General features: G+C 61.5%; 26 protein-coding genes and 2 tRNA genes. 8 read left to right on the plus strand and 20 right to left on the minus strand.

The annotated features are described in order from the left end of the window. Nucleotides 1-3 precede the first annotated feature (3 nt). The 19 genes from B7R22_RS05430 to B7R22_RS05520 form a co-directional block, all read right to left on the minus strand. Nucleotides 4-1,584, minus strand: a complete 1,581-nt coding sequence (locus B7R22_RS05430) for a hypothetical protein (protein WP_116410778.1) — start codon at nt 1,582-1,584, stop codon at nt 4-6. Next, complete coding sequence (locus tag B7R22_RS05435; protein WP_147305310.1) at nt 1,577-2,110, minus strand: hypothetical protein; 534 nt, start codon at nt 2,108-2,110, stop codon at nt 1,577-1,579. Before B7R22_RS05435 ends, B7R22_RS05430 begins: the two co-directional genes overlap by 8 nt. A gap of 19 nt (nt 2,111-2,129) precedes the next feature. After that, nucleotides 2,130-2,336, minus strand: coding sequence for a hypothetical protein (locus B7R22_RS05440; RefSeq protein ID WP_116410779.1), 207 nt, complete (start codon nt 2,334-2,336; stop codon nt 2,130-2,132). Between the two features lie 563 nt (nt 2,337-2,899). Beyond that, a complete protein-coding gene (locus B7R22_RS05450; protein WP_116410781.1) occupies nt 2,900-3,268 on the minus strand; it encodes a hypothetical protein in 369 nt (122 codons plus the stop codon). A 489-nt stretch (nt 3,269-3,757) separates the two neighbouring features. Continuing rightward, nucleotides 3,758-3,964 (minus strand): hypothetical protein, encoded by a 207-nt coding sequence (locus B7R22_RS05455; protein WP_116410782.1) that lies wholly within the window; start codon nt 3,962-3,964, stop codon nt 3,758-3,760. A 9-nt stretch (nt 3,965-3,973) separates the two neighbouring features. Then, entirely contained in the window at nt 3,974-4,720 is a 747-nt protein-coding gene (locus tag B7R22_RS05460) for a hypothetical protein (protein WP_116410783.1), read from the minus strand. 319 nt (nt 4,721-5,039) lie between these two features. Further along, on the minus strand, nt 5,040-6,548 hold the full coding sequence (locus B7R22_RS05465) for an AAA family ATPase (RefSeq protein WP_116410784.1): 1,509 nt from the start codon (nt 6,546-6,548) through the stop codon (nt 5,040-5,042). Beyond that, a complete protein-coding gene (locus B7R22_RS19120; protein WP_172582221.1) occupies nt 6,532-6,675 on the minus strand; it encodes a hypothetical protein in 144 nt (47 codons plus the stop codon). The genes B7R22_RS05465 and B7R22_RS19120 overlap by 17 nt, the downstream gene beginning before the upstream one ends. Beyond that, nucleotides 6,672-6,986 (minus strand): hypothetical protein, encoded by a 315-nt coding sequence (locus tag B7R22_RS05470; RefSeq protein WP_116282429.1) that lies wholly within the window; start codon nt 6,984-6,986, stop codon nt 6,672-6,674. The genes B7R22_RS19120 and B7R22_RS05470 overlap by 4 nt, the downstream gene beginning before the upstream one ends. After that, nucleotides 6,983-7,780, minus strand: a complete 798-nt coding sequence (locus tag B7R22_RS05475; RefSeq protein ID WP_116410785.1) for a helix-turn-helix domain-containing protein — start codon at nt 7,778-7,780, stop codon at nt 6,983-6,985. Before B7R22_RS05475 ends, B7R22_RS05470 begins: the two co-directional genes overlap by 4 nt. Then, nucleotides 7,777-8,100 (minus strand): hypothetical protein, encoded by a 324-nt coding sequence (locus B7R22_RS05480; protein WP_147305311.1) that lies wholly within the window; start codon nt 8,098-8,100, stop codon nt 7,777-7,779. The genes B7R22_RS05475 and B7R22_RS05480 overlap by 4 nt, the downstream gene beginning before the upstream one ends. Before the next feature lie 5 nt (nt 8,101-8,105). Continuing rightward, entirely contained in the window at nt 8,106-8,405 is a 300-nt protein-coding gene (locus B7R22_RS05485; RefSeq protein ID WP_116410787.1) for a hypothetical protein, read from the minus strand. After that, nucleotides 8,402-8,623, minus strand: coding sequence for a hypothetical protein (locus tag B7R22_RS05490; protein WP_116410788.1), 222 nt, complete (start codon nt 8,621-8,623; stop codon nt 8,402-8,404). Before B7R22_RS05490 ends, B7R22_RS05485 begins: the two co-directional genes overlap by 4 nt. Beyond that, nucleotides 8,620-9,108 carry a hypothetical protein gene (locus B7R22_RS05495; RefSeq protein WP_147305312.1) on the minus strand — a complete coding sequence of 163 codons (489 nt, stop codon included), beginning with the start codon at nt 9,106-9,108 and terminating at the stop codon, nt 8,620-8,622. The genes B7R22_RS05490 and B7R22_RS05495 overlap by 4 nt, the downstream gene beginning before the upstream one ends. Before the next feature lie 59 nt (nt 9,109-9,167). Then, a complete protein-coding gene (locus B7R22_RS05500) occupies nt 9,168-9,404 on the minus strand; it encodes a helix-turn-helix domain-containing protein (protein ID WP_116410790.1) in 237 nt (78 codons plus the stop codon). Next, nucleotides 9,401-10,192 (minus strand): hypothetical protein, encoded by a 792-nt coding sequence (locus B7R22_RS05505; protein ID WP_116410791.1) that lies wholly within the window; start codon nt 10,190-10,192, stop codon nt 9,401-9,403. Before B7R22_RS05505 ends, B7R22_RS05500 begins: the two co-directional genes overlap by 4 nt. Further along, the gene (locus B7R22_RS05510; protein ID WP_116410792.1) at nt 10,189-10,407 is read right to left on the minus strand and encodes a hypothetical protein; all 219 of its coding nucleotides are present in this window, start codon (nt 10,405-10,407) and stop codon (nt 10,189-10,191) included. The genes B7R22_RS05505 and B7R22_RS05510 overlap by 4 nt, the downstream gene beginning before the upstream one ends. Beyond that, nucleotides 10,404-10,610, minus strand: a complete 207-nt coding sequence (locus tag B7R22_RS20185; protein WP_116282438.1) for a helix-turn-helix domain-containing protein — start codon at nt 10,608-10,610, stop codon at nt 10,404-10,406. Before B7R22_RS20185 ends, B7R22_RS05510 begins: the two co-directional genes overlap by 4 nt. Then, nucleotides 10,607-11,392: a phage antirepressor N-terminal domain-containing protein gene (locus B7R22_RS05520; protein ID WP_172582222.1), complete on the minus strand. Its 786-nt coding sequence runs from the start codon at nt 11,390-11,392 to the stop codon at nt 10,607-10,609. Before B7R22_RS05520 ends, B7R22_RS20185 begins: the two co-directional genes overlap by 4 nt. A 188-nt stretch (nt 11,393-11,580) precedes the next feature. On the opposite strand from B7R22_RS05520, the gene B7R22_RS18755 reads away from it, so the two are divergent. From B7R22_RS18755 to B7R22_RS05530, 3 genes are all read left to right on the plus strand, one after another. Continuing rightward, nucleotides 11,581-12,600, plus strand: coding sequence for a helix-turn-helix transcriptional regulator (locus tag B7R22_RS18755; protein WP_147305313.1), 1,020 nt, complete (start codon nt 11,581-11,583; stop codon nt 12,598-12,600). After that, nucleotides 12,593-13,783, plus strand: coding sequence for a tyrosine-type recombinase/integrase (locus B7R22_RS05525; RefSeq protein WP_172582223.1), 1,191 nt, complete (start codon nt 12,593-12,595; stop codon nt 13,781-13,783). Before B7R22_RS18755 ends, B7R22_RS05525 begins: the two co-directional genes overlap by 8 nt. A gap of 156 nt (nt 13,784-13,939) precedes the next feature. Continuing rightward, nucleotides 13,940-14,719, plus strand: a complete 780-nt coding sequence (locus B7R22_RS05530; RefSeq protein WP_116410795.1) for a hypothetical protein — start codon at nt 13,940-13,942, stop codon at nt 14,717-14,719. A gap of 450 nt (nt 14,720-15,169) precedes the next feature. Here the strand turns inward: B7R22_RS05530 and B7R22_RS05535 are convergent. Further along, a tRNA-Gly gene (locus B7R22_RS05535) sits at nt 15,170-15,243 on the minus strand. A 78-nt stretch (nt 15,244-15,321) separates the two neighbouring features. On the opposite strand from B7R22_RS05535, the gene B7R22_RS05540 reads away from it, so the two are divergent. The 5 genes from B7R22_RS05540 to clpX all read left to right on the plus strand — a co-directional run bounded on the left by B7R22_RS05540 (nt 15,322) and on the right by clpX (nt 19,685). Beyond that, a tRNA-Pro gene (locus B7R22_RS05540) sits at nt 15,322-15,395 on the plus strand. A gap of 55 nt (nt 15,396-15,450) precedes the next feature. Further along, a complete protein-coding gene (tig, locus tag B7R22_RS05545) occupies nt 15,451-16,818 on the plus strand; it encodes a trigger factor (RefSeq protein WP_172582224.1) in 1,368 nt (455 codons plus the stop codon). 147 nt (nt 16,819-16,965) lie between these two features. Further along, nucleotides 16,966-17,568: an ATP-dependent Clp protease proteolytic subunit gene (locus tag B7R22_RS05550; RefSeq protein ID WP_116282443.1), complete on the plus strand. Its 603-nt coding sequence runs from the start codon at nt 16,966-16,968 to the stop codon at nt 17,566-17,568. Nucleotides 17,569-17,600: 32 nt separating this feature from the next. Continuing rightward, entirely contained in the window at nt 17,601-18,281 is a 681-nt protein-coding gene (locus B7R22_RS05555) for an ATP-dependent Clp protease proteolytic subunit (RefSeq protein WP_172582226.1), read from the plus strand. Between the two features lie 123 nt (nt 18,282-18,404). Then, entirely contained in the window at nt 18,405-19,685 is a 1,281-nt protein-coding gene (gene clpX / locus B7R22_RS05560) for an ATP-dependent Clp protease ATP-binding subunit ClpX (protein WP_116410852.1), read from the plus strand. The last annotated feature ends 5 nt before the right edge of the window (nt 19,686-19,690 follow it).

The raw sequence follows: 19,690 nt of genomic DNA on the forward strand, positions 1-19,690 counted from the left end.
CTCCTAGTAGTACACGTATTCGTCTTCGTCGGCCGTATAGCCAGCAGCGATAACATCGCCGGCAGCCTCATGGGCCAGCACTGACGACATGGCAAGGTCGATCTTCTGTGTCTCGGACGCCTTGAAAATGAGGTACTTCTGTCCGGGCCGGGCAACTTCGACAGCGTTACGGATGTGCGTGCCGACCGTCTCGTCACCGTCATGAGTGAACTGCGACTCGGGCAGCATCACATCGGTTTTCATCCGCTCGAGAGCAGCGTGCATCTGGGTCGGCCGGTATGTCTCCCAGCGAAAGACCCGCTTCGGGTACTTCGCCTCGAGCCCATCAATCTCCGACTGCCAGAACGGCGGGTCGCAGTAAGCACGCACCACGTCGAACTGTTCGAAAATCTCGTCAAACGCTGCCAGGATCTCCAACCGCGGAACTCGGCCGTTGTGCTGGCGCGGGTCCCAGATGGTCGGTCGGCCATCATGGTAAGTCGGGGTGAATTGGTAGCCGTCGAGCGTTTCGGCTCTAATACCAGTCCAGTCATCAACATCAGACCCGTCGAAACCGAGCACAATCGGTGTCTTATCGGGCACCACATGCGTGGCCTTCTTCGACTCCCATCGTGCGAAGTCCAACCATGCCCCGGAACCAGCGACGATGCGGTTACCGAAGAACCGTTCCGCCTCAGCCTTGTCCTTCTGAACGAGCTCGGCAGCTTCAGCCTCGATCGCAGCAACGGATACCCACGGGGCGCCCGCATAGTTGAAAACGAACATCTTGTGACGGTCACGCTTGTCACCGAAGCTCAGATGCGCGGGCGGCTGGCGGAAGTCCTTATTGATGTCCTTCGACGGTGCCTCGAAGGTGCGCTGGGCGACGGAATCCTGTGCCGGGTCCCACGCGTTCGTCGTTTCGATTGCCCGACCACCCATGCCGGCGAGACCACGACGCTGCGTCGACGCGAGCTTGTGCCCGCCATTCGACTTCACCCACAGGCCTGTCTCATCCTGCGGCGCAAACGTCACACGCTGACCGAGGCGAGAGTTTGCCTTCGACGTGACCACATCGATTCGGCCACCACCGGGAAGGCGGATGAACTCCTCGCCCGTATGCCGAATGATCTCAGCCAACGGGCCTAGCTCAATCATCGGGCGAAGTGCGTCATACGTGTTGTCGGTCTGGTCTTCGGACGTAGCAGTGATCTGAATAAGCGGCGTCGACCACGGACGGCCCATCGGCTCGCCCTGGTCATACTCATACGCCCACCCGCAACCACAACCGAAGTCGCGGCAGTCGTACATCTCGCGGCCGGACGCGAACCCATCGAACAAGACAGGGCCGACACCCTCCACGCAGACGAACGCGCCGATCATCGGAGACTTGCCCCACTTCTGAGCGCGAACCAACTGCGAACGACGGAAGATAAAAGCTTCGGCCTTCTGACCCACCAGCGCATCCGAACGAACCATGTAGTGATTCGCGACGAATGTGAACTGCTCATCACCGAGCACGAACGGGTTGCCCCGGTTGTCGCCATCTGGGATCACACAGTGCTGCTCAACCCACTCAGGGACGATCAGCAGCGGGCTAGCCATTGCTCAGAGCGGCGAACCTAGCCTTCGCCGAAGTCGCCGCCTTCCTCGCCGGGGCAGACGACCGCTTCACCGACAGCTCATCCTCAGAGAACCGCCACCGCAAAGAATGCATCCCCGGCAGCGACAGGCCGATCTCGGCAGCCATCCGAAGCGCTGCCGTCTTCAGCCCAGAATTTGACTCAGCAGACGTTGATTCGATGTACCCGCGCACATACGCAGCTACCTCGTACTTCAGGCTGAGCTTCGACCACATGGCAGCTTGAGGCTTCGACCAGAGGTCTTCCCAAAGCTCGATCTCTCGAGCATGGAGGTCGTCGGTCGCATCCTTGTCGAACTCTTTGATCCGCCTCTTGTCTTCCCAGTAGATGTCATAGATAGGAATGGCGGGCAGGGGAAATGCAGGAACAGCGCCATCGAAACCCTCTGCCGGGAGAGTCACCCAAGCCGCATCGTCCGTGCGATCACGGCGCAACGCATTTGGGTCAGGAGCGCGACCACTGTTTCTACGAACACCACCAGAAGGCATGATCACCTCCTCGGGTTCGTCAGCAAGCAGTCGAGCCGAAAACCATCATCTTCAGCATTGGGAAATCGTTTACAGTCCGGGACTCAATAAGCTCTGGCCGCGTAAAATCCGCGAACCCATGATCCGCCGCAAGCTTCCTGAACTGCGTAGCAACAAGCTCGTCGACCATCTCCTGATCGGTCGCCAGCCCATCGCTCACAGGCACCATCACGCGCATCTCGTTCACCGCAAACGCCTCCCAAAGGCCGAATTGAGAACATCTTGGTTCTGCCGCACCTTTTAGCCACCTCCCCGGCGGTCCTGAGGGGCTGGTTTCGCGGAGGTCTCCCCCCACCCCCGTGGTGCCTAGTGGGTGCTTCTCAGTGGATGTTGTGCCATCCGCCTGGTTGATTGCGTGCCGTCTCTTTGTTGTGGCAGTTGGCGTCAAGACCGCGACCATATTCCGGGTCGTTCGGGTTTAATCCAAGTTCGATGAGTTCTTGGCGTGAACGCGGCCAGTGGTCGGCTACGGTTGCTTGCGCTATGTGGCAGACAACACAGATGGGGTCACGTCGTAACACTTCGGCCCTGAAGTTACGGTGTCCTCTGCCTGTGTACCCTCGCTGTGTGGCTGTGCCCCTGCGTTGGTCTGCTGTGCGTGTGTGTTGCGGGCAGCGCGACTCTGTGCTGTCGTAGATGGTTGGACATCCTGGTGTGCTGCACACACGCATGCTCTACCTCTTAGCGCAGTGTGTGCGTGCGATGGAGGGAACGACGCAGGCTTGCCCGCACACTGGGCAGTGGTGACTGTCAGCCAATGACTCGTGCGTTCTTGACTGCGAGCGTGACGGTGACGTAGGTCTCGCCGTTGGCGCCGGATGTTATCTCGACGGGCTTCTTCGCTACCCACATGGTGATGTCTTGACCGTCGACTGTGACGTGGTGATCGTCGGTGTCGATCACGATGGTGTCGATGCTCTGCCAGTAGCCACCATCGGCGAGGGCCAGTGTGCCCTTGAGCGCCTGATCGATCGTGTCGATAGATACGCCGCATGCAAGGAGGTTCTTGGTCGCCTCGGTAGCGCGCTCTATTGCTGCGACGTACCCGTCGACGTCGGCAGTGAGCGTCACCTTGACCTTGCGTCCTTTGTCTTCGGCGTCGGATGCGGTCGCGTTCATGGCTGCTCCTGACGGTTACACGGTTACTAACCGTCATATGTTTGTGAGCGGCCGACGAAAGGCTACGTGCACCCCGAACCGGCCTAGCTCTCCACCAAGGATTCGAACCTCGACAAGTTGGCTCAGAACCAACCGTGATGCCGTTACACCAGCGGAGAATGCGTGAGCCGTGCGTGCTGAGCTAGGGGCATAAGTGCGGGGCGTCCACCGCGTGGCAGATGCGACTTGACAGCCGCTGACACGCACCTGAACACCCCGCTTTTTACGGTCACGTCTGACCTATTTGTCCGCGCCGTGTGGCCTAATGGTGAGCGGCGCGACGGGGTTCCCGTCCAAGACGAAGCCGCGTTTCGTGTGGGTGTGTCGGCTGCTGGTACGGGAAGCGTTAAACGAAAAGGACCCCCACGATTAGGTGAGGGTCAAGAGTTACGGGCGGCGGGAACAAGAATGCCTAAGGCATAGCATACCTGTTCCCACCGACACCGTGGCTTACTGGATACCGCGTTTCTGCCTGTTTGGGTTCGCGAGGATCTTGACCCGGTACTGCGCCATCAGGTCGCTGTGTTCGATGACCACAATCCCAGCGACGTCCCGGCACCGCATCCCGTCCCTCACCCACCGCTCGATTGTCCTAGTGGACTTACCCACGCGCTCCGCGGCCGCCTTGATGGTGTAGTTCTCCTGATTCTCGGGCATCCGGCGATCCTAAGCGGCCACTGCGTGGAGAATGCGGTCTACCTGTTGCGGAGGCGCGACCCACTCACACGCTGCGCACATGACGGTCAGGTCGGGATCGAGCTTGTCGGGGAACTTCACAAACACCTCTCGCTGGCCACAGAGCGGGCATTCCCGCTTATCTGCATCCCTGACAGGTCGTGGTTCGACGCCGTACGCGCCGGCGAGGGTGAACACGCCTCGGGCGTCGTCGTAGCCGTAGCAGAGGTCGTCGTGGAAAGCGATCGCGAGGGGGAGTGCCGCGATGGTCTCGAGGCGGTCGAGGAACCATCCCACCAGTTCGGTGGAGATCTCGTGTGCTCTTTCGGGGGTGACGACCCGTGAGCCTTGGACCTCGGTGAGATTGATCCACACCGAGACGTGAGGCGGAGCCACGCTCAGCGTTTCGGATACTGATCCGGTCCAAAGCACCAGCTTCGCGAACAGGGAATCGCTGGCATCGAGCGGGCCGACCCGGAGGGGTGCGGGGGAGCCGCCGCCGCCCCCCGAGACTCGCTCGCCCATCGGCGCGGCACCGAAACCGTTGATCTGTGCCCGCATGTTGGCCATGAGGTCGGGGACGAGCTCGAGTGCGTGTCGGAGCCGGTAGTAGCAGGAGTCGCAGAGCAGCCCGTGTCGGGCATGCTTGGGGCGGGGCGCTTCGCCCTCGACGAGCGAGTCCCAGGCGCAACCACGGGTGCACGGAAGGGTCTCATCGAAGGTGGTGTCGTCGTTCATGTTTGCCCTGCTTTCGTTGAGGTTTCTAGACGTCATGCGAGTAGGTCTCCTGTCACGGGATTGATGCGGATTAGATTGTCAAAACAACGGGTCTGCCATTCGCGAGGGCTCTGCAGGTGTGCCTGGCGGTTCAAGGAGGGCTGCGCCCCGATGACGTCGGCCCAGTCACGCCAGCCGACATATGGTCGTTTCTGCCCGTGGTGGATGTGACATTCGCACCCGCCGTCCGCGCACATGTATGGGGTGCGGCAGTGGACGCAGCACCAGGGTGCCCTGTACTCCCGGCCCATGTTCACGTATCCCTGAATGACGTCTCCCATCAGAGACCACCTCCTGGCATCCACGGCATCTCGCCCTCGGCGCCCCGGCGCAGATGCTTTGGCCAGTCGCGCTTGTCGCGGTCTCCCCGCCACCGGATGAGAGCGACCATGTTGTCGTCGTCTTCAATAGGGCGGAGGCCGAAACCGAATTCGGGCCACCCCATGAGCGCAGACGATCCGCGCGGTCGAAGATCACGGTCGCCGCCCATTCCTTTTGAGTGGCCCGCATGCGCCTCCATCAGCAAAGCGACGCCTCGATCGCGGATCTCGTCGAGCGCGATGATGAGAGGTGCCGCATCGTCGTCTCGACTGATCTCCTTCGGGACCAGCTTGTACAGAGGACCGATGTATACGAGATCAGGTCTGTGAGCGTCGATGAGTCGGTGCACGGTGTCGATGTCAGCCTGACGGGTGAAGTCGAGTCGAACGCCCGCGCTCACGAGCACGTTCTGTCGGGGATCACCGGACCCATATTGGGCCGCGAAGTTAGTCACGTAGCGGGCGTTCCGGGCCCACTGCTGTTCGGAGTTCTCTGCATCGATCACCAGCACCCGACGGGGTTCGATCTGCTCATTCCTGAACGGGTGAATACCTGCCGCGGCTGTGATCGCGAGCTGACGGGCAAGGTAGCTTTTCCCTGCGCCCTCACCACCCGTGAGGATCAGCCGGTCGTGTCGTTCGAGCAGCCCTTCAATCAACCAGTCGTACGTGACCGTCACATCGAGGATCTCGCCGAGCAACTTCGGATTGAGGATCGCGGCGCCCGAACCTGACTCGCGACGTCGTGCCTCTGCCCGCACCCGCTCGTTCTGCAGCAGCATCTCGACGGCTTTCTCGAACTCTGGGTCGACGGGCTCTGTTGACTTCAGATCGTCGATCCCGAGACCGGCCGCCACATGATCCGCGGCGTCCTTTCCGACTGCCGGTTCCAGGATCTTTACATCCGCGATGCCAGCCAATAGTGCAGCGACCTGATTGGCATGCGCCAAGCCCGGTTCGTCCATGTCCCGGACGATCCGAACAGTCTTCCCTCGGAGTGGCGACAAGTCGAAGAGGTGCGCTTTCCCGGCACCCATCGCCGTGCACGTCGCGCTCACGCCGAGAGACTCGAGGGCCAGCACGTCCTTCTCGCCTTCGACCACGAACACGACCTTCGCGTCCGCCAGCCGGTCAGCCCGGAACAACGCCGTGCCCTTCGTGTTCCCCGACTTTGAGAAACGCTTGTCAGGTGAACGTGACACCCGACGACCATCTGGGTAGTCGTAGTTGGCGCCCTTCGGGTCATCGAACAGGTCCGCCTTCGAGAGGTTCAACGCGGCCAGCACGTCATCGGTCGGGTCGGAGTGGGAGTGAACAAGCACCCCACCCTCATAGGCCGCCAGGGACACCGACAAGTCCGCTTGCGAGTGTCCGGGGGCCTGCGCTGAAGCCTTCGACTGGCCCAGCATCTTCACCTTTAGGCCGTGGTCGTGGAACGTGTCCACGAGACGCTCAAACGCGTTCTGCATCGGTTTCCCTCTCGATCAGCAACATCAGCACAAACAGCTGCGCGACGAGCTCGCGGTTCTGCTCTCGAAGGTGCTCCACTTCCGCCAGCAGGCTTTCGCGGGAGGCGATGGTGTCTGTCATGGTCACTGTCCGACCTCCTTCAATCTCGGATCGTTCTCGATAACGTCTGCTGCCCAACGAGTGCCTGCTGGGGGAGCGGGGTGAAGGCCTTCGACCTCCCGACGGTGCTGAACCGCCACCCGAACCTGGTGGACGATGTCGGACGGCTTCGGAAAGAACGGGCTCTCCGTCATGTGCGACCGCAGCGCATCCAAACCCTGCTGGCGGGTGTACTTCCCGACGATCGGAAGCCACGCCTGCACCAGAGCGTCAGGCACCTCACGGTCGTTCACGATCGCCGCAACCGTCAGGAGTTCCATCACGTCCCCGGCGTTCACGATGCCTCCTCCTGGGCTCTCATCGCGGCGAGCCGGGTGAGGTTCCGTTCGAGGGTGCTCGAACCAGACGCGCCCTTCGACTTCATGGCGAGCTGATCGAACTTCTCCCGGAACTTCGGCATCGACAAGATGTTCTTCGACCAGAAGTCATTGCTCTGCGACCACAACAGCACGCGCCTCGCGTCGGCCAGCGGCACCCCGTCCCTGTCGAGCAGGAGCCGGGCCGAGTTCCGCCAAGTATCGGTGATGACCGCTTGGTTCTTTCGGACACCGTTGCTCAGAATCGAGTCACGGAGCAACGAGCAAAGCTCTTCAACGTCGGTTCTCACGATGTCGGTGACGTGGGTCTCCGACGAAGAGACTAGTGATTCTTCTGGTGATTCATACTGGTGGTTCTCTTCTGCCCCGTCACCTTGTCGGGTAGGCGAGGACAGGTTGTCGGGTAGGCCGGACAGGTTGCCTTGTAGGCGTTCTGCCTTGTGGGCAGTTTGACTGGTAGGCGTTTTGTCGGGTAGGTCGACGGTGAGAACATCCACCTGCAGCTCGTAACGGTCACTCGTCCGCCAGCCCTGCGCTCCGTGACGGTGTACCCGAACAAGCAGCTTCGCAGCCTCGAGGTACTTCAGTGCCCGCTCGATAGTCTTCACCGAGCGACCAGTCATCGCTGCCAGTTTCTCCTGCCCCGGATAGCAGGAGTTCGCCTCGTCGGCCATGTCGGCCAAGGCGACGAGAATCCCCTTGGCCGACCCGGTCAGTGGGAGGTCGTAAGCCCACTTAGTTGCTGTGTAGCTCACCGCGCAGATGCTTCCAGCAACGACGGTGCGGTCATCTCTGCGGCGATGATCTGGCCGATCGCGACGAGGCTCGGAGCGATCCCTTCAGGCGATACGTCACCGTCTATGAGGTGTTGGGCCATCTGGATAATGCTGCGGACCTGTCGACCCAACAGCGGGCTCGTCAGACCCAGGTTCGCCAGCCTCTGGTAGTCGTACTCCGGTACGGCGGACCCGGTGAGGATCGACTCGATGCTCGGCCGATTCACCGGTTCTGTCGCCGCCAGCAGTTCGGCGATAACGACATCGAGGGGCGGGTTCGGGTTGATGGTAATCTGCACGGCGTTCACTCGCTTTCTCGACGGAACGCTGCGCCGCCGTCGCGCTTCTGTTTCAGGTGGGCGACGACCTTCTGCAGGTCGCTGCTCTTTATCGCGGCGGACGCCTCGGCGTAGTTCCGGCGGGCGGTCCTCAACCACTCGGGCGGGATCGCCATGGAGAGGTCCTGGGCGCCGCCAGCGACGAGACGCTGCATGTCGAGCTCCGCGCGGTATTCGGCATCGGTGACGTCGCAGAGCAGCGACATAGCGTCCGCTGACATGAGAGGACCGAGCGCGGACTGAATGAAGAGTTGGTCGCCGCTCATGCCTTGCTCGTTGCCACTGCTCGGCCAAACGCGTCCGTGCCAATGTAGTCGAGGGTCGCCTCGTTGATTTCGGCTTCCGCGTTCTCTTCCGCCGTCTGACAGGCCGGGCAGATGATCGCGACCGGGACGCCCTGGTGCATCTCGAAATTCCAGTTGCCCCGATCCCGGCCCGTACGTCCGCACCGTGAGCAGGTGTGCCTGACGGTCTTGGTCTTCACTGGATGCTCCTCAGGTTTGCTTCGCGGTCCCGTTCGACGGCCAGTTCGTCGACCGACACGGCGGGCAGGAGTTCTTCGGGGGTGGGCATGGCGGTCAGGAACGCTTGCGCCGCGCCCGTGGTGAGGCCGGCGGCGAGCAGCTGCGTCTGAACGTCAACCGATGACTTCTCGATCGTCGCCAGTGCGGTCTTCAGGTGGGCGTCAATGCGTGCCCGAGCGAGAGTGCGCAGCTCACCACGGCGTTGAGGATCGAGGCTCTCACCGCGACCCCGCCAGCCGAGAGTCAGTGAGGGCATCAGGTTGTCGGGAACACCCTCCGCGCCAAGCGCTTCACGGATCTTGTTGTTCGCGGAGTCCAGCGCGATCTTCGCCTTCGCGATCGCGGACTGCCACCGCTCGTCCTCAGCCGCGAACACCCGGGACAATTGTTCCTCGGTTTCCGCCGTGAGTTCTGCAGCACGCTGCCGGGCTTGGTTTTTCGCCACGGTCGCCCGCTTCCGAGTCAGGCCGGCGAGGTCGCTACGCTCGGTTCGCGTCATCTCGGTCATCGCGCAACACCGACTTCGTCGCGCAGCAGATCCGAGACGTTGACTCCAAAAGCTTCAGCGAGGCTGACCAGGTGGGAGAACGGCCAGCTCTTTCGCCCCTCAAGATAGGCGGTGACCCTCTTCGCGCTCTTGCCGACGACGGCTGCGAGATCGTTGATACACATCTCGCGGCTTTTCATCTCAGTGGTCACGTTCGCGGTGACGACATGGTCGAGGGTGGATGCGGCGGTCACTGGGCGACCTCAATGGTCGGCAGGGCTGCATTGAGGGTGTCGACGCGCTCGGCGACCTCGCGCAGGAACTTCGCGTAGACAGGGACGCTGTCCAGGTGGAATCGGAGCTCATTGCTGGTGAACTCGCCCTGCGTGGTAGTGCTTACCGCAGCCACGAAGCTGCCGTTGGTGGAGAGGTAGAGGATCTCGACAGAGACCTCCCCGAATGGGTCTTCCTCTCCGAACACTCGCCTCTCGACGACGTGAATCCATAGTTCTTCAGGGTCGAACGGGCTGTGATCAGCGCCGTCGCAACCGAACTGGCGGAAGTCGCAATCCGCAGACTGCGCCTTTCCGAACGCGGCGTCCACCTCATCTCTGTGCTGCCGTTCGGCCTCTCTCGTCAGAGCGGGAGTCCGGCCCGCGAGGATGTCACGGGCATGCTGCGCGGCTTTCGTAAACGAGTTGCTCATCCGGTCGAGATCCTGCGGGGAGTCGAACTGCCACCTGTCGCCACCGCCCCAGGCCTGGATCGTCGTCGGGCCGGTGACGATCTCCCCGGTGCCCGGGTTGTAGGTCGCCTCGCATCCCAGCGAGACGTCGGCGTGCATGTCGAGTTGCTCGGAAAGCCAGGTGGTGAATACGAGCCCGTTGTCTTCTCCGGCGGCGACGGCTGAAGTGGTCAGAGACGCCCAGTCCGGTTTCGCGGCGATGATGCGCAGCACGTCGTCACGACTGCAGGTCTCATCAACGAACCTGAATGCGGACTCGGGGATCTGGGCGAGCTGTGAGATGATCGAGGTGTTCATTTCGACTCTTTCGTTGTGTTGTTACTTCGGATGGAGTTGGTTGGCCCGGTGGGTGAGATCACCGGGCTTTTTTCGTCTCCACCGCGGGTGCGGCGAAGAAGTTCTCTGCGCGCTACGGCCAGCCCGAAGGCGGCCACTGCGATGACGACGACGAGCGTCGTGGGGACGGTGAAGCCAGCGACCACCACGGCGGTGATCGCGAGCAGCCAGTTCATCGACCAGTGCGTGCGTCGATGAATTCCTGAAGGTGATCAGCCCGTACTCGGAACCGGGATCGTCCGTCCCGGCCGATGTCGACTGTTCGAATCGCGCCGTCGTGGATCAGCCTGTAGACGGTGTCGACGCTTGTCCCGAGATGATCAGCGACGCTCGGGATGGTGTGCAGACGGACGGCCTCCGCAACACTCGCGGCGGTCATGAGCGCACCAGACCCATTGCGTCGAAAATCTGATCGAAGAGCGCGAGATCCTGGCGGGTGTATCCGTTCACCTCGGTGACGACGCCGTTGATGGTACGCGGCACCTTGAGAGGCTCGCGGCCGTGCTTCGCGACGTATGCGCCCTTCAGGCGCTTGCCGAACTGGCTCCGCACCCGAGAACGTTCGACGCCCCCGATGCCGGTGTCTCGAAGATACGACTCGACATCCTGCGGGATTGTCGCAGTGTCGAGTTCCGGTTCGATGCCGAGGGCCTGGCCGATGACGAACCGGCCCTGCACCTCGAGGTAGGCGTCATCGACGATTCCCTTCAACGCGGCGAGCACGCCGGCCTGGGCCTGAGCCCGTCGTGCGAGGACATCGAGTTGGTCGATGGTGGCGTTCGGGTTGATAGCGCCGCCCTGGCTGAAGTAGGCCTCAATGACGTCGGCCACTTCGGATTGGTACGCGATCAGGAGGGGTCGACGCTGTTCGGACACGCGACTTTCGTCGATCGTCGCGAGGAGCATCAGCGCGGTACGGACGTCGACGATGGTGTGCTCGCGACGCTGGCCATCTCCGGGGACCTGCATCACCGTGGTGGTGACGGAGGCCCACGACTTGTTCATCAGCTTGCGGTGCTGGGGCTGGTACGCAATGCCGAGTGATTCGATGAACGGCTTCAGCAACACGTTTGGCTTGCCGTCGATGTGGACAGCGAGGATGTCTGATCCGTGGAATGGGATCGTCGCGACTTCAGCCGTGGGTTGGGTAATCTGGGGCACGATCGTTTCCTTGACTTAGCGGTTGGGTTTCGGTCTGACTTCCGATCCGGCTCACGGTGTTACAGCACCTGCCGGATCGGGAGTTTTCATATTGCAAACTTTGAGATCTGATTCTTTCGATATGAGAATCCCTGCAATGAATCTACCCGATTCTCAATTTGCGCGCAAGCCTCCTGTATATTTGCAATATGGCAATCGAATATTCGAGGACTCCCATCGGCACGCGGCTGGCGTTTTACCGAAAAATGGCGGGTTTCCGGACCCCTCAGGCATTAGCGGACGCAATTCCAAGCTCCGCCATCACCCGGTCCACGGTCGTCAATATCGAAGTTGGACGAAAAAAAGACCCCTCCTACTCCGAGGTGATGCTCATCGCAAGCGCTCTGGACATTTCGCCGCTTGCATTGATGGTGGATTTTGAGAACCCGTGGAGTCCAATCGATGTTGAGGGCATGGCTCGTCCTTATGGAGGAGTGACGTCGGTCGAGTATGTCTCGATGGTTCAGGTCTTGCAGTCCGAGTACTTTCGTAACCCTCCTGATACCTTTTGGGGTCTCGGGAGGCTTATGGATTCCTTGCACGGCGCAGAGGCGGCCGAGGCGGATGTCGCTGCAGTGGCTGAATCTGTAGCAAGGGGCGATAAGTGGGAAAAGCACGGTACGCACTGGCGGCTGGAGCTGGGTGAAAAATCAGTCAACATCGTTCTCAGTGATCTTGATGTTGATTCGCCCGAAAAGGCGGATCATGCCGCCGTTGAGATCGAGTATCAGGATTTGCTTCAAACAATTGCATTCTTCGACAATGTTGTAGAGAAGAAGCCGCATCTGAATCTGCCAGATTCTGTTTGGAACCGTGTCAATCACATTGGTGATGTTGTTGAGGAGTACTCGCGAGAAGTGCCAATCCCCAATGCGAATGTGAAGAGAAAACCCTGGGCGGGACCATCTCTTACGATGCCCCGTCTAAAGCATCAATCACATCTCAAGCTGCTATTTGATTTCGGCACTCCCGAAACGCGCCGAAGTGCGGTCGGAGCTTTTTCTGAACATCGGTCTGACTTTTACGACATGAATCTCTATAACACTGAGGGTCTCTATTCCCTTGGACTCGTTGATGAGGAGGAAACTGTCGGAGACGTGCCTGCGATCCCGTCGGACGCAACCGCGCCGGTATCGGGTGAGATTGGGGACGAGCCAGGGAATGGCTGATGGGGTGAAGGGCGAGGGGTCGCTCTACGAGTACCGGCTCGGGTACCGGGCGTACATCACCGTGAAGGGGAAGAGGAAGTATTTCTATTTCCCTGGCGTGACGAAGAAGGTTGCGACCCAGAAGCTTCGGGCCCTTCTGGGTCAGCGTGACGACGGCACCTTGCCGCGTGGGAAGGACTACACGCTCGCCCAGTGGATGCGGCACTGGTTGTCGACGGCGAAGCTGAAGCCGGCAGTGCACACGAACTACCAGCACAACGTCGAGCACTACATCGTCCCTCAGATCGGTCACCTGAAGCTCAGCGAACTCGAACCGGAAGACCTCGAGCGGCTGTACGACGACATGCTCTCCGGCAAGCTGTCCACCGCCAGGCTGCACGCCGGCGATAAGAAGCCGACGAAGAGGCCGCTCACGCCTCGCGCGGTCATCAACGTGCATTCGAACATCCGCCGCTCACTCACCGTGGCCATGCAGCGCGGGCACGTCGGACGCAACGTCGCGCAGCTCGTAGAACCGCCGCAGGCGACCAAGGCCGACACTAGGGCGCTGAGTGTCGCTGACGCGAAGGCGGTGCTCGCGCAGGCGAAGGCCGACCGTTACGCGGCACGCTGGTACCTCGGCCTCATGTTCGGGCTGCGACCCGCAGAGGTGCTTGGTCTCGGGTGGGAGCACGTCGACTTCACTAGGGGCGTAGTGAAGGTGCGGCGCCAGCTGCAGCGGGTGCGGGGGAGTGGTCTGCAGATCATTTCCTCGGCGAAGACGGACTCCGGCTGGCGCGATATCCCGGTTCCGCCGTTCGTCATGGCCATGCTCGCCGAGACGCGTGAGCAGCAGATGGTCGACCGCATCGAGTTCGGGAACACCTACACCGAGTGGGCTTTCGACGACGTGCCGGCCGCGCTTGTGTTCACGCAGCCGAACGGCAGGCCTCTGGATATCGGAGTCGACACCAGAGGTTGGAGGAAGCTTCTCGACGCCGCGGGTCTGCCGCACGAGCGGCGTTACATAGGCCGCCACACTGCGGCGTCGATCATGATCGACATGGGGGAGGAGATCTCCGTCGTCTCGAGCATCCTCGGCCACTCCAAGACATCGTTCACGTATGACACCTACGTGCACCCCATGGAGGACACGAAGCGTGCGACGAGTGACCGTCTCGGAGCCTTCTTTGCAGGAAGCTAAAGCTGACTAGGTGGCGCAGCTGCCATTCCAAATCGCCGGTGTAGCAAATGGGTCAATTCCCACGCGGAGGGTGGGGTAGGGTCTCATCTCGTGCCAGGACGGGGAAACAGACATCAACAGCCATGGGGGATTGCGCCGGTTGGGCCGAGGTCTCCGATGCAGATCATCTATCTTGTTCTCGTTTGGTCTGTCGATCATCTGTCGTGGGTACCGTCGCTGCTGGGAGGCGTCAGCGCCGTTTTTGCAGCCTACTTCTGGTCAATCGTCGGCGATCCACCCCAGATCGACGAGGGCGCACAGCATCTCGGTGTTCTTTTCACCGGCCTGACGCTTGCTTTTGCCGGATTTGTCGAAGTGTGGCGGCGTCAGGCGCGAAACGCCGAGCGGACCGAAGCTTCTCAAATACGCCTTCTATTGGGCGACGCTGCTTCACCGATCGTCGACGAGCTAGCCAAGATGGCTTCGATGAATAAGCTTCAGCGCGGGCAATCCCTCGTCAAGGTGGTCTCGAACGTGTGCGCTGCCATTCCTCTCGTTCTCCCTGACGCCAAGCAACCGCGCGTAATCGTCTACGCAATCGAAAACGACCCGGCCGGATATCGTCGGCTTACTGCCCTGAACTTTTTTGGAAGACCAGACAGGCCAGCCGCCCTAACCGATGTCCCCAGGAGTCGCGGAGCAAGTATCTTCAAAGTTATAGCGGACGGAGAGACGGTCTTCGAACCAGACATCCGACGCAGCACGCGCCCCGGCGTTCAGAGTGCTGGGAAGAAGTACCTGACCTTTATATCGAGTCCGATCATCACGGGTACCACTGCTTTCGGTATGGTTTCGATCGATTGTCCGATCGTTGGCAGTCTCGACCAAAACGACAAGCCAGTGGTCGAGTTCTTCGCCAACTTGCTGGCGACGGCATTTGCATTGTCCCGACGGTGAATCACTACGCGGGCTGTGGCGTTTCCTCAGGATCAAGTTCTAAACTCGGGAAAAGAGATGGGAGCTAAATTGACTTTGACACCGATGAAGGTAAAGCCCCGCAAAGCCCAGCTGAAGAACCTTCGTGATCCGAAAGTTGTCGCTCAAGTGAGGCGTGAAGCGCGAGCGGCTGTGCGCGACGAGCGTACGCGCCGCGCACTTCGAAGGCTCCGTTCTGCAGTGGGCTTTTAGAAGACTCACGGAATAGCAGAGGCGGGTCCGCAACGGCGATGTTGCGGACCCGCCTTTGCTATTTGCGTGGCCTAGCCGCGCACGATGAGTTGGGCCGAAAGCGTCTTGCGAGGCTGCGTCAAGATCCGCAACCGACGGCGACCGGGAAGGAAGGGTGCCTTTTTCGGTGCCATCCTGGCCGATCGACGGGGCATGTGACCCGGGAGCCCTTTGTTTGCTTGGAGGGGATGACCAGGATCGAACTGGCGTCATCAGTTTGGAAGACTGAGGCTCTACCATTGAGCTACATCCCCGCGCACCGGGTGGCACTCGAATATCGTAGTACAGGTTTGGGTCAGCCCCGGTGCACTAGACTCGGTGAGGTTATTTCCCGGGGCGTAGCTCAGCTTGGTAGAGCGCTCGGTTTGGGACCGAGAGGTCGCAGGTTCGAATCCTGTCGCCCCGACAAGACCCACCAGCAGCATCCGTTCAACAGTTTCGATCCACAGGAGATTTTTCACGTGAAGACCACGGTAGAACAGCTCAGCCCCACGCGCGTCAAGCTCGAGATTTTCGTGACGCCCGAAGAGCTGAAGCCCAGCATCGACCACGCCTACAGCCACATCGCCGAGCAGGTCAACATCCCCGGCTTCCGGAAGGGCAAGGTTCCGCCGCCCCTGATCGACCAGCGCGTCGGCAAGGACGCCGTTCTCGAGCACGCGGTCAACGACGGTCTCGACGGCTTCTACCGCGCCGCGATCACCGAGAAGGAGCTGCGGCCGCTGGGTCGCCCCGAGGCCGACATCGTCGAGTGGCCGAGCAACAAGGACTTCACCGGCGACCTGCAGCTGAAGATCGAGGTGGATGTCCGCCCCGAGCTCGACCTCCCCGACTACAACGGGCTGGCCGTCACGGTCGACCCGATCGAGGTCAGCGACGAGGAGATCGACTCCGAGCTCGAGAAGCTCCGCAGCCGCTTCGGCACCCTGATCACCGTCGACCGCCCCATCAAGACGGGTGACTTCGCCCAGCTCGACCTGATCGCCACAATCGACGACGCCGAGGTCGACAACGCCACCGGCATCAGCTACGAGGTCGGTTCGGGTGAGCTCCTCGAGGGTCTCGACGGTGTCATCGACTCGTTGACCGCCGGTGAGACCACTTCGTTCGAGGCGCCCCTGCTCGGCGGCGAGTTCGCCGGAAAAGACGCTCTCGTCACGGTGACCATCAACTCGGTCAAGGAGCGCGAGCTTCCCGAGGCCGACGACGACTTCGCCCAGATCTCGAGCGAGTTCGACACGATCGACGAGCTGAAGGCCGACCTCAAGACCCAGGTCGAGCGTCAGAAGGCGTTCAGCCAGGTGACGGATGCCCGCACGAAGACGCTCGATGCGCTGCTCGCCCTCGTCGAGGTGCCGGTTCCCCCGAAGCTGATCGAAGACGAGGTGCACCGTCACCTCGAGAACGAGAGCCGCCTCGAAGACGACGAGCACCGCGCCGAGGTCACCGAATCCAGCACTGCGACCTTCAAGACCCAGATCCTCCTCGACATCATCGCCGAGAAGGAAGAGGTCAAGGTCAGCCAGGACGAACTGACCCAGTACCTCGTTCAGAGCGCCGCCCAGTACGGCATGGAGCCGGCCGAATTCGTCCAGGTCCTCGACCAGAACGGCCAGATCCCGTCGATGGTCGGCGAGGTCGCCCGCAACAAGGCGCTCGCCATCGTTCTCGACAAGGCTGTCGTCACCGACAGCAACGGCAAGACGGTCGACGTGTCCGAGTTCACCACGATCGCGCGTGGGGCCGATGAGCCGTTCGTCGCCGTCGATGGTGCAGGCGACGACCACGAGGGCCACGACCACGGTGACCACGAGGGTCACTCGCACTAGTCACCTCTTCGACAAGGGCCCCACGATCATCCGTGGGGCCCTTTTTCGTGCCCCGAGTCTGCCCCCAGCGAACACGGGCTGTGCGGGGGAGACGCTCCACTACATTCGAAGTACCGCAAGTGAATTGGAGCGACACACATGGCCGATATGGCGATGCCAAACAGCGTTTTCGAACGTCTTCTGAAAGACCGGATCATCTGGCTCGGCACTGAAGTCCGTGACGACATGGCCAACGAGATCTGCGCCAAGATCCTGCTTCTGGCAGCGGAAGACCCCCAGCGAGACATCTACCTCTACATCAATTCGCCCGGCGGATCCATCACCGCGGGCATGGCGATCTACGACACGATGAAGTTCGTGCCGAACGATATCGTCACGGTCGGCATCGGCATGGCCGCCTCGATGGGGCAGTTCCTGCTCTCCTCCGGCACCAAGGGCAAGCGGTACATCACGCCGAACGCCCGGGTTCTCCTCCACCAGCCCTCCGGCGGGTTCGGCGGCACGTCCGCCGACATCCAGACCCAGGCCCTTCTCATCCTCGACATGAAGAAGCGCATGGCGGAGCTCACGGCCGAGCAGACCGGCAAGACGCCGGAGCAGGTCATGATCGACGGTGACCGCGACAACTGGTTCACGGCCCAGGAAGCGCTCGAGTACGGCTTCGTCGACTACGTGCGCGAATTCTCCTCCGACGTCGCCGGTGGCGGCGGCACCGAGGTCGAAGACGCCGTCCCCTCCGCATCCAACTAGTCGCAACGCTCAACCCAAGAACAGAGACACTTATGCAAACCCCCATGTTCGGCGGAATGCCGACTTCTTCGCCCTACGGCAACGGTACGAGCCCGTCCGACCGCTACATCCTGCCGACCTTCGAAGAGCGCACGGCTTACGGCTACAAGCGCCAGGATCCGTACGCCAAGCTGTTCGAAGACCGCATCATCTTCCTCGGCGTGCAGATCGACGACGCCTCGGCCGACGATGTGATGGCGCAGCTCCTCGTGCTCGAGAGCCAGGATCCCGACCGCGACATCGAGATGTACATCAACTCGCCCGGTGGCTCGTTCACTGCGATGACGGCGATCTACGACACCATGCAGTACGTCAAGCCGAACATCCAGACGGTGTGCCTCGGCCAGGCGGCCTCGGCTGCTGCGGTCATCCTCGCCGCCGGCACCCCGGGCAAGCGCCTCGCTCTGCCGAACGCGCGCATCCTCATCCACCAGCCCTCCGCCGGTGGCCAAGGGGGTGGCCAAGCGTCGGACATCGAGATCCAGGCACGGGAGATCCTCCGCATGCGCACCTGGCTCGAGTCGACCCTCTCGTCGCACTCGAACCGCACGCCCGAGCAGGTGAACAAGGACATCGACCGCGACAACATCCTGAGCGCCGCCGACGCCGTCGAGTACGGCATAATCGACCAGGTGCTGACGTCGCGCAAGAACCTGCCCGCGCTCGTCAAATAAAGAAGCGCAGACCCACCGAAAGGCACCCGGCCTCCGAAGACCGGGTGCCTTTCGCTGTCTCAATGGCCAGCGGTGTCAGTGCCACAGGTTAGGCTCTATCCAGGTCATACGAGGAGGATGAACATGGCACGCATCGGGGAGAGCGCCGACTTGCTCAAGTGTTCGTTCTGTGGCAAGAGCCAGAAGCAGGTCCAGCAGCTCATCGCGGGGCCGGGCGTGTACATCTGCGACGAGTGCGTCGAGCTGTGCAACGAGATCATCGAAGAGCGCCTGTCCGAGACGGGTGAAGAGGCCTCCAGCGAGTTCGAATTGCCGAAGCCGAAAGAGATCTTCGCGTTCCTCGAGGAGTACGTCATCGGCCAGGAGCAGGCGAAGAAGTCGCTCGCTGTCGCCGTCTACAACCACTACAAGCGGGTGCGTTCGAAGAACACCCTCACGTCGGCCGATGCCGTCGCCAACGAGGTCGAACTCGCGAAGAGCAACATCCTGCTGATCGGCCCGACCGGCTGCGGCAAGACCTATCTGGCGCAGACGCTCGCGAAGCAGCTCAACGTGCCGTTCGCCGTCGCGGATGCCACGGCCCTCACCGAAGCGGGCTATGTCGGTGAAGACGTGGAGAACATCCTGCTGAAGCTGCTGCAGGCCGCCGACTTCGATGTGAAGAAGGCCGAGACCGGCATCATCTACATCGACGAGATCGACAAGATCGCCCGGAAGGCCGAGAACCCCTCGATCACCCGCGATGTGTCCGGTGAGGGCGTGCAGCAGGCGCTGCTGAAGATCCTCGAGGGCACGGTCGCCTCGGTTCCGCCGCAGGGTGGTCGAAAGCATCCGCACCAGGAGTTCATCCAGATCGATACGACGAACGTGCTGTTCATCGTGGCCGGGGCCTTTGCGGGTCTCGAGGAGATCGTGGCCGAGCGCAGCGGCAAGCGCGGCATCGGTTTCAACGCGCCCCTGCACTCCAAGCGCGACGACATCAACCTCTTCAGTGAGGTTCTGCCCGAAGACCTGCATAAGTTTGGGCTGATCCCCGAGTTCATCGGCCGGCTTCCCGTCGTGACCACCGTGACGCCGCTCGACCAGGTCGCGCTGATGCAGATCCTGACCGTTCCCCGCAACGCCCTCGTTCGCCAGTACCAGCGCATGTTCGAGATCGATGGTGTGGAGCTCGACTTCGAGAAAGACGCTCTCGAGGCGATCGCGGACCTGGCGGTGCTCCGCAAGACCGGTGCCCGCGGCCTCCGCGCGATCATGGAAGAAGTGCTCGGCCCGGTCATGTTCGAAGTGCCCTCGACCGACGAGGTCGCGAAGGTGATCATCACGCGCGAGGCCGTCGTGTCGAATGCCGCTCCGACGATCGTGCCGCGTGCGGCTGCGCGCCGCGTCGAGAAGTCTGCGTAAAGCAG

It is taken from the genome of Subtercola boreus (assembly GCF_003399635.1).
GTDB lineage: Bacteria > Actinomycetota > Actinomycetes > Actinomycetales > Microbacteriaceae > Subtercola > Subtercola boreus_B.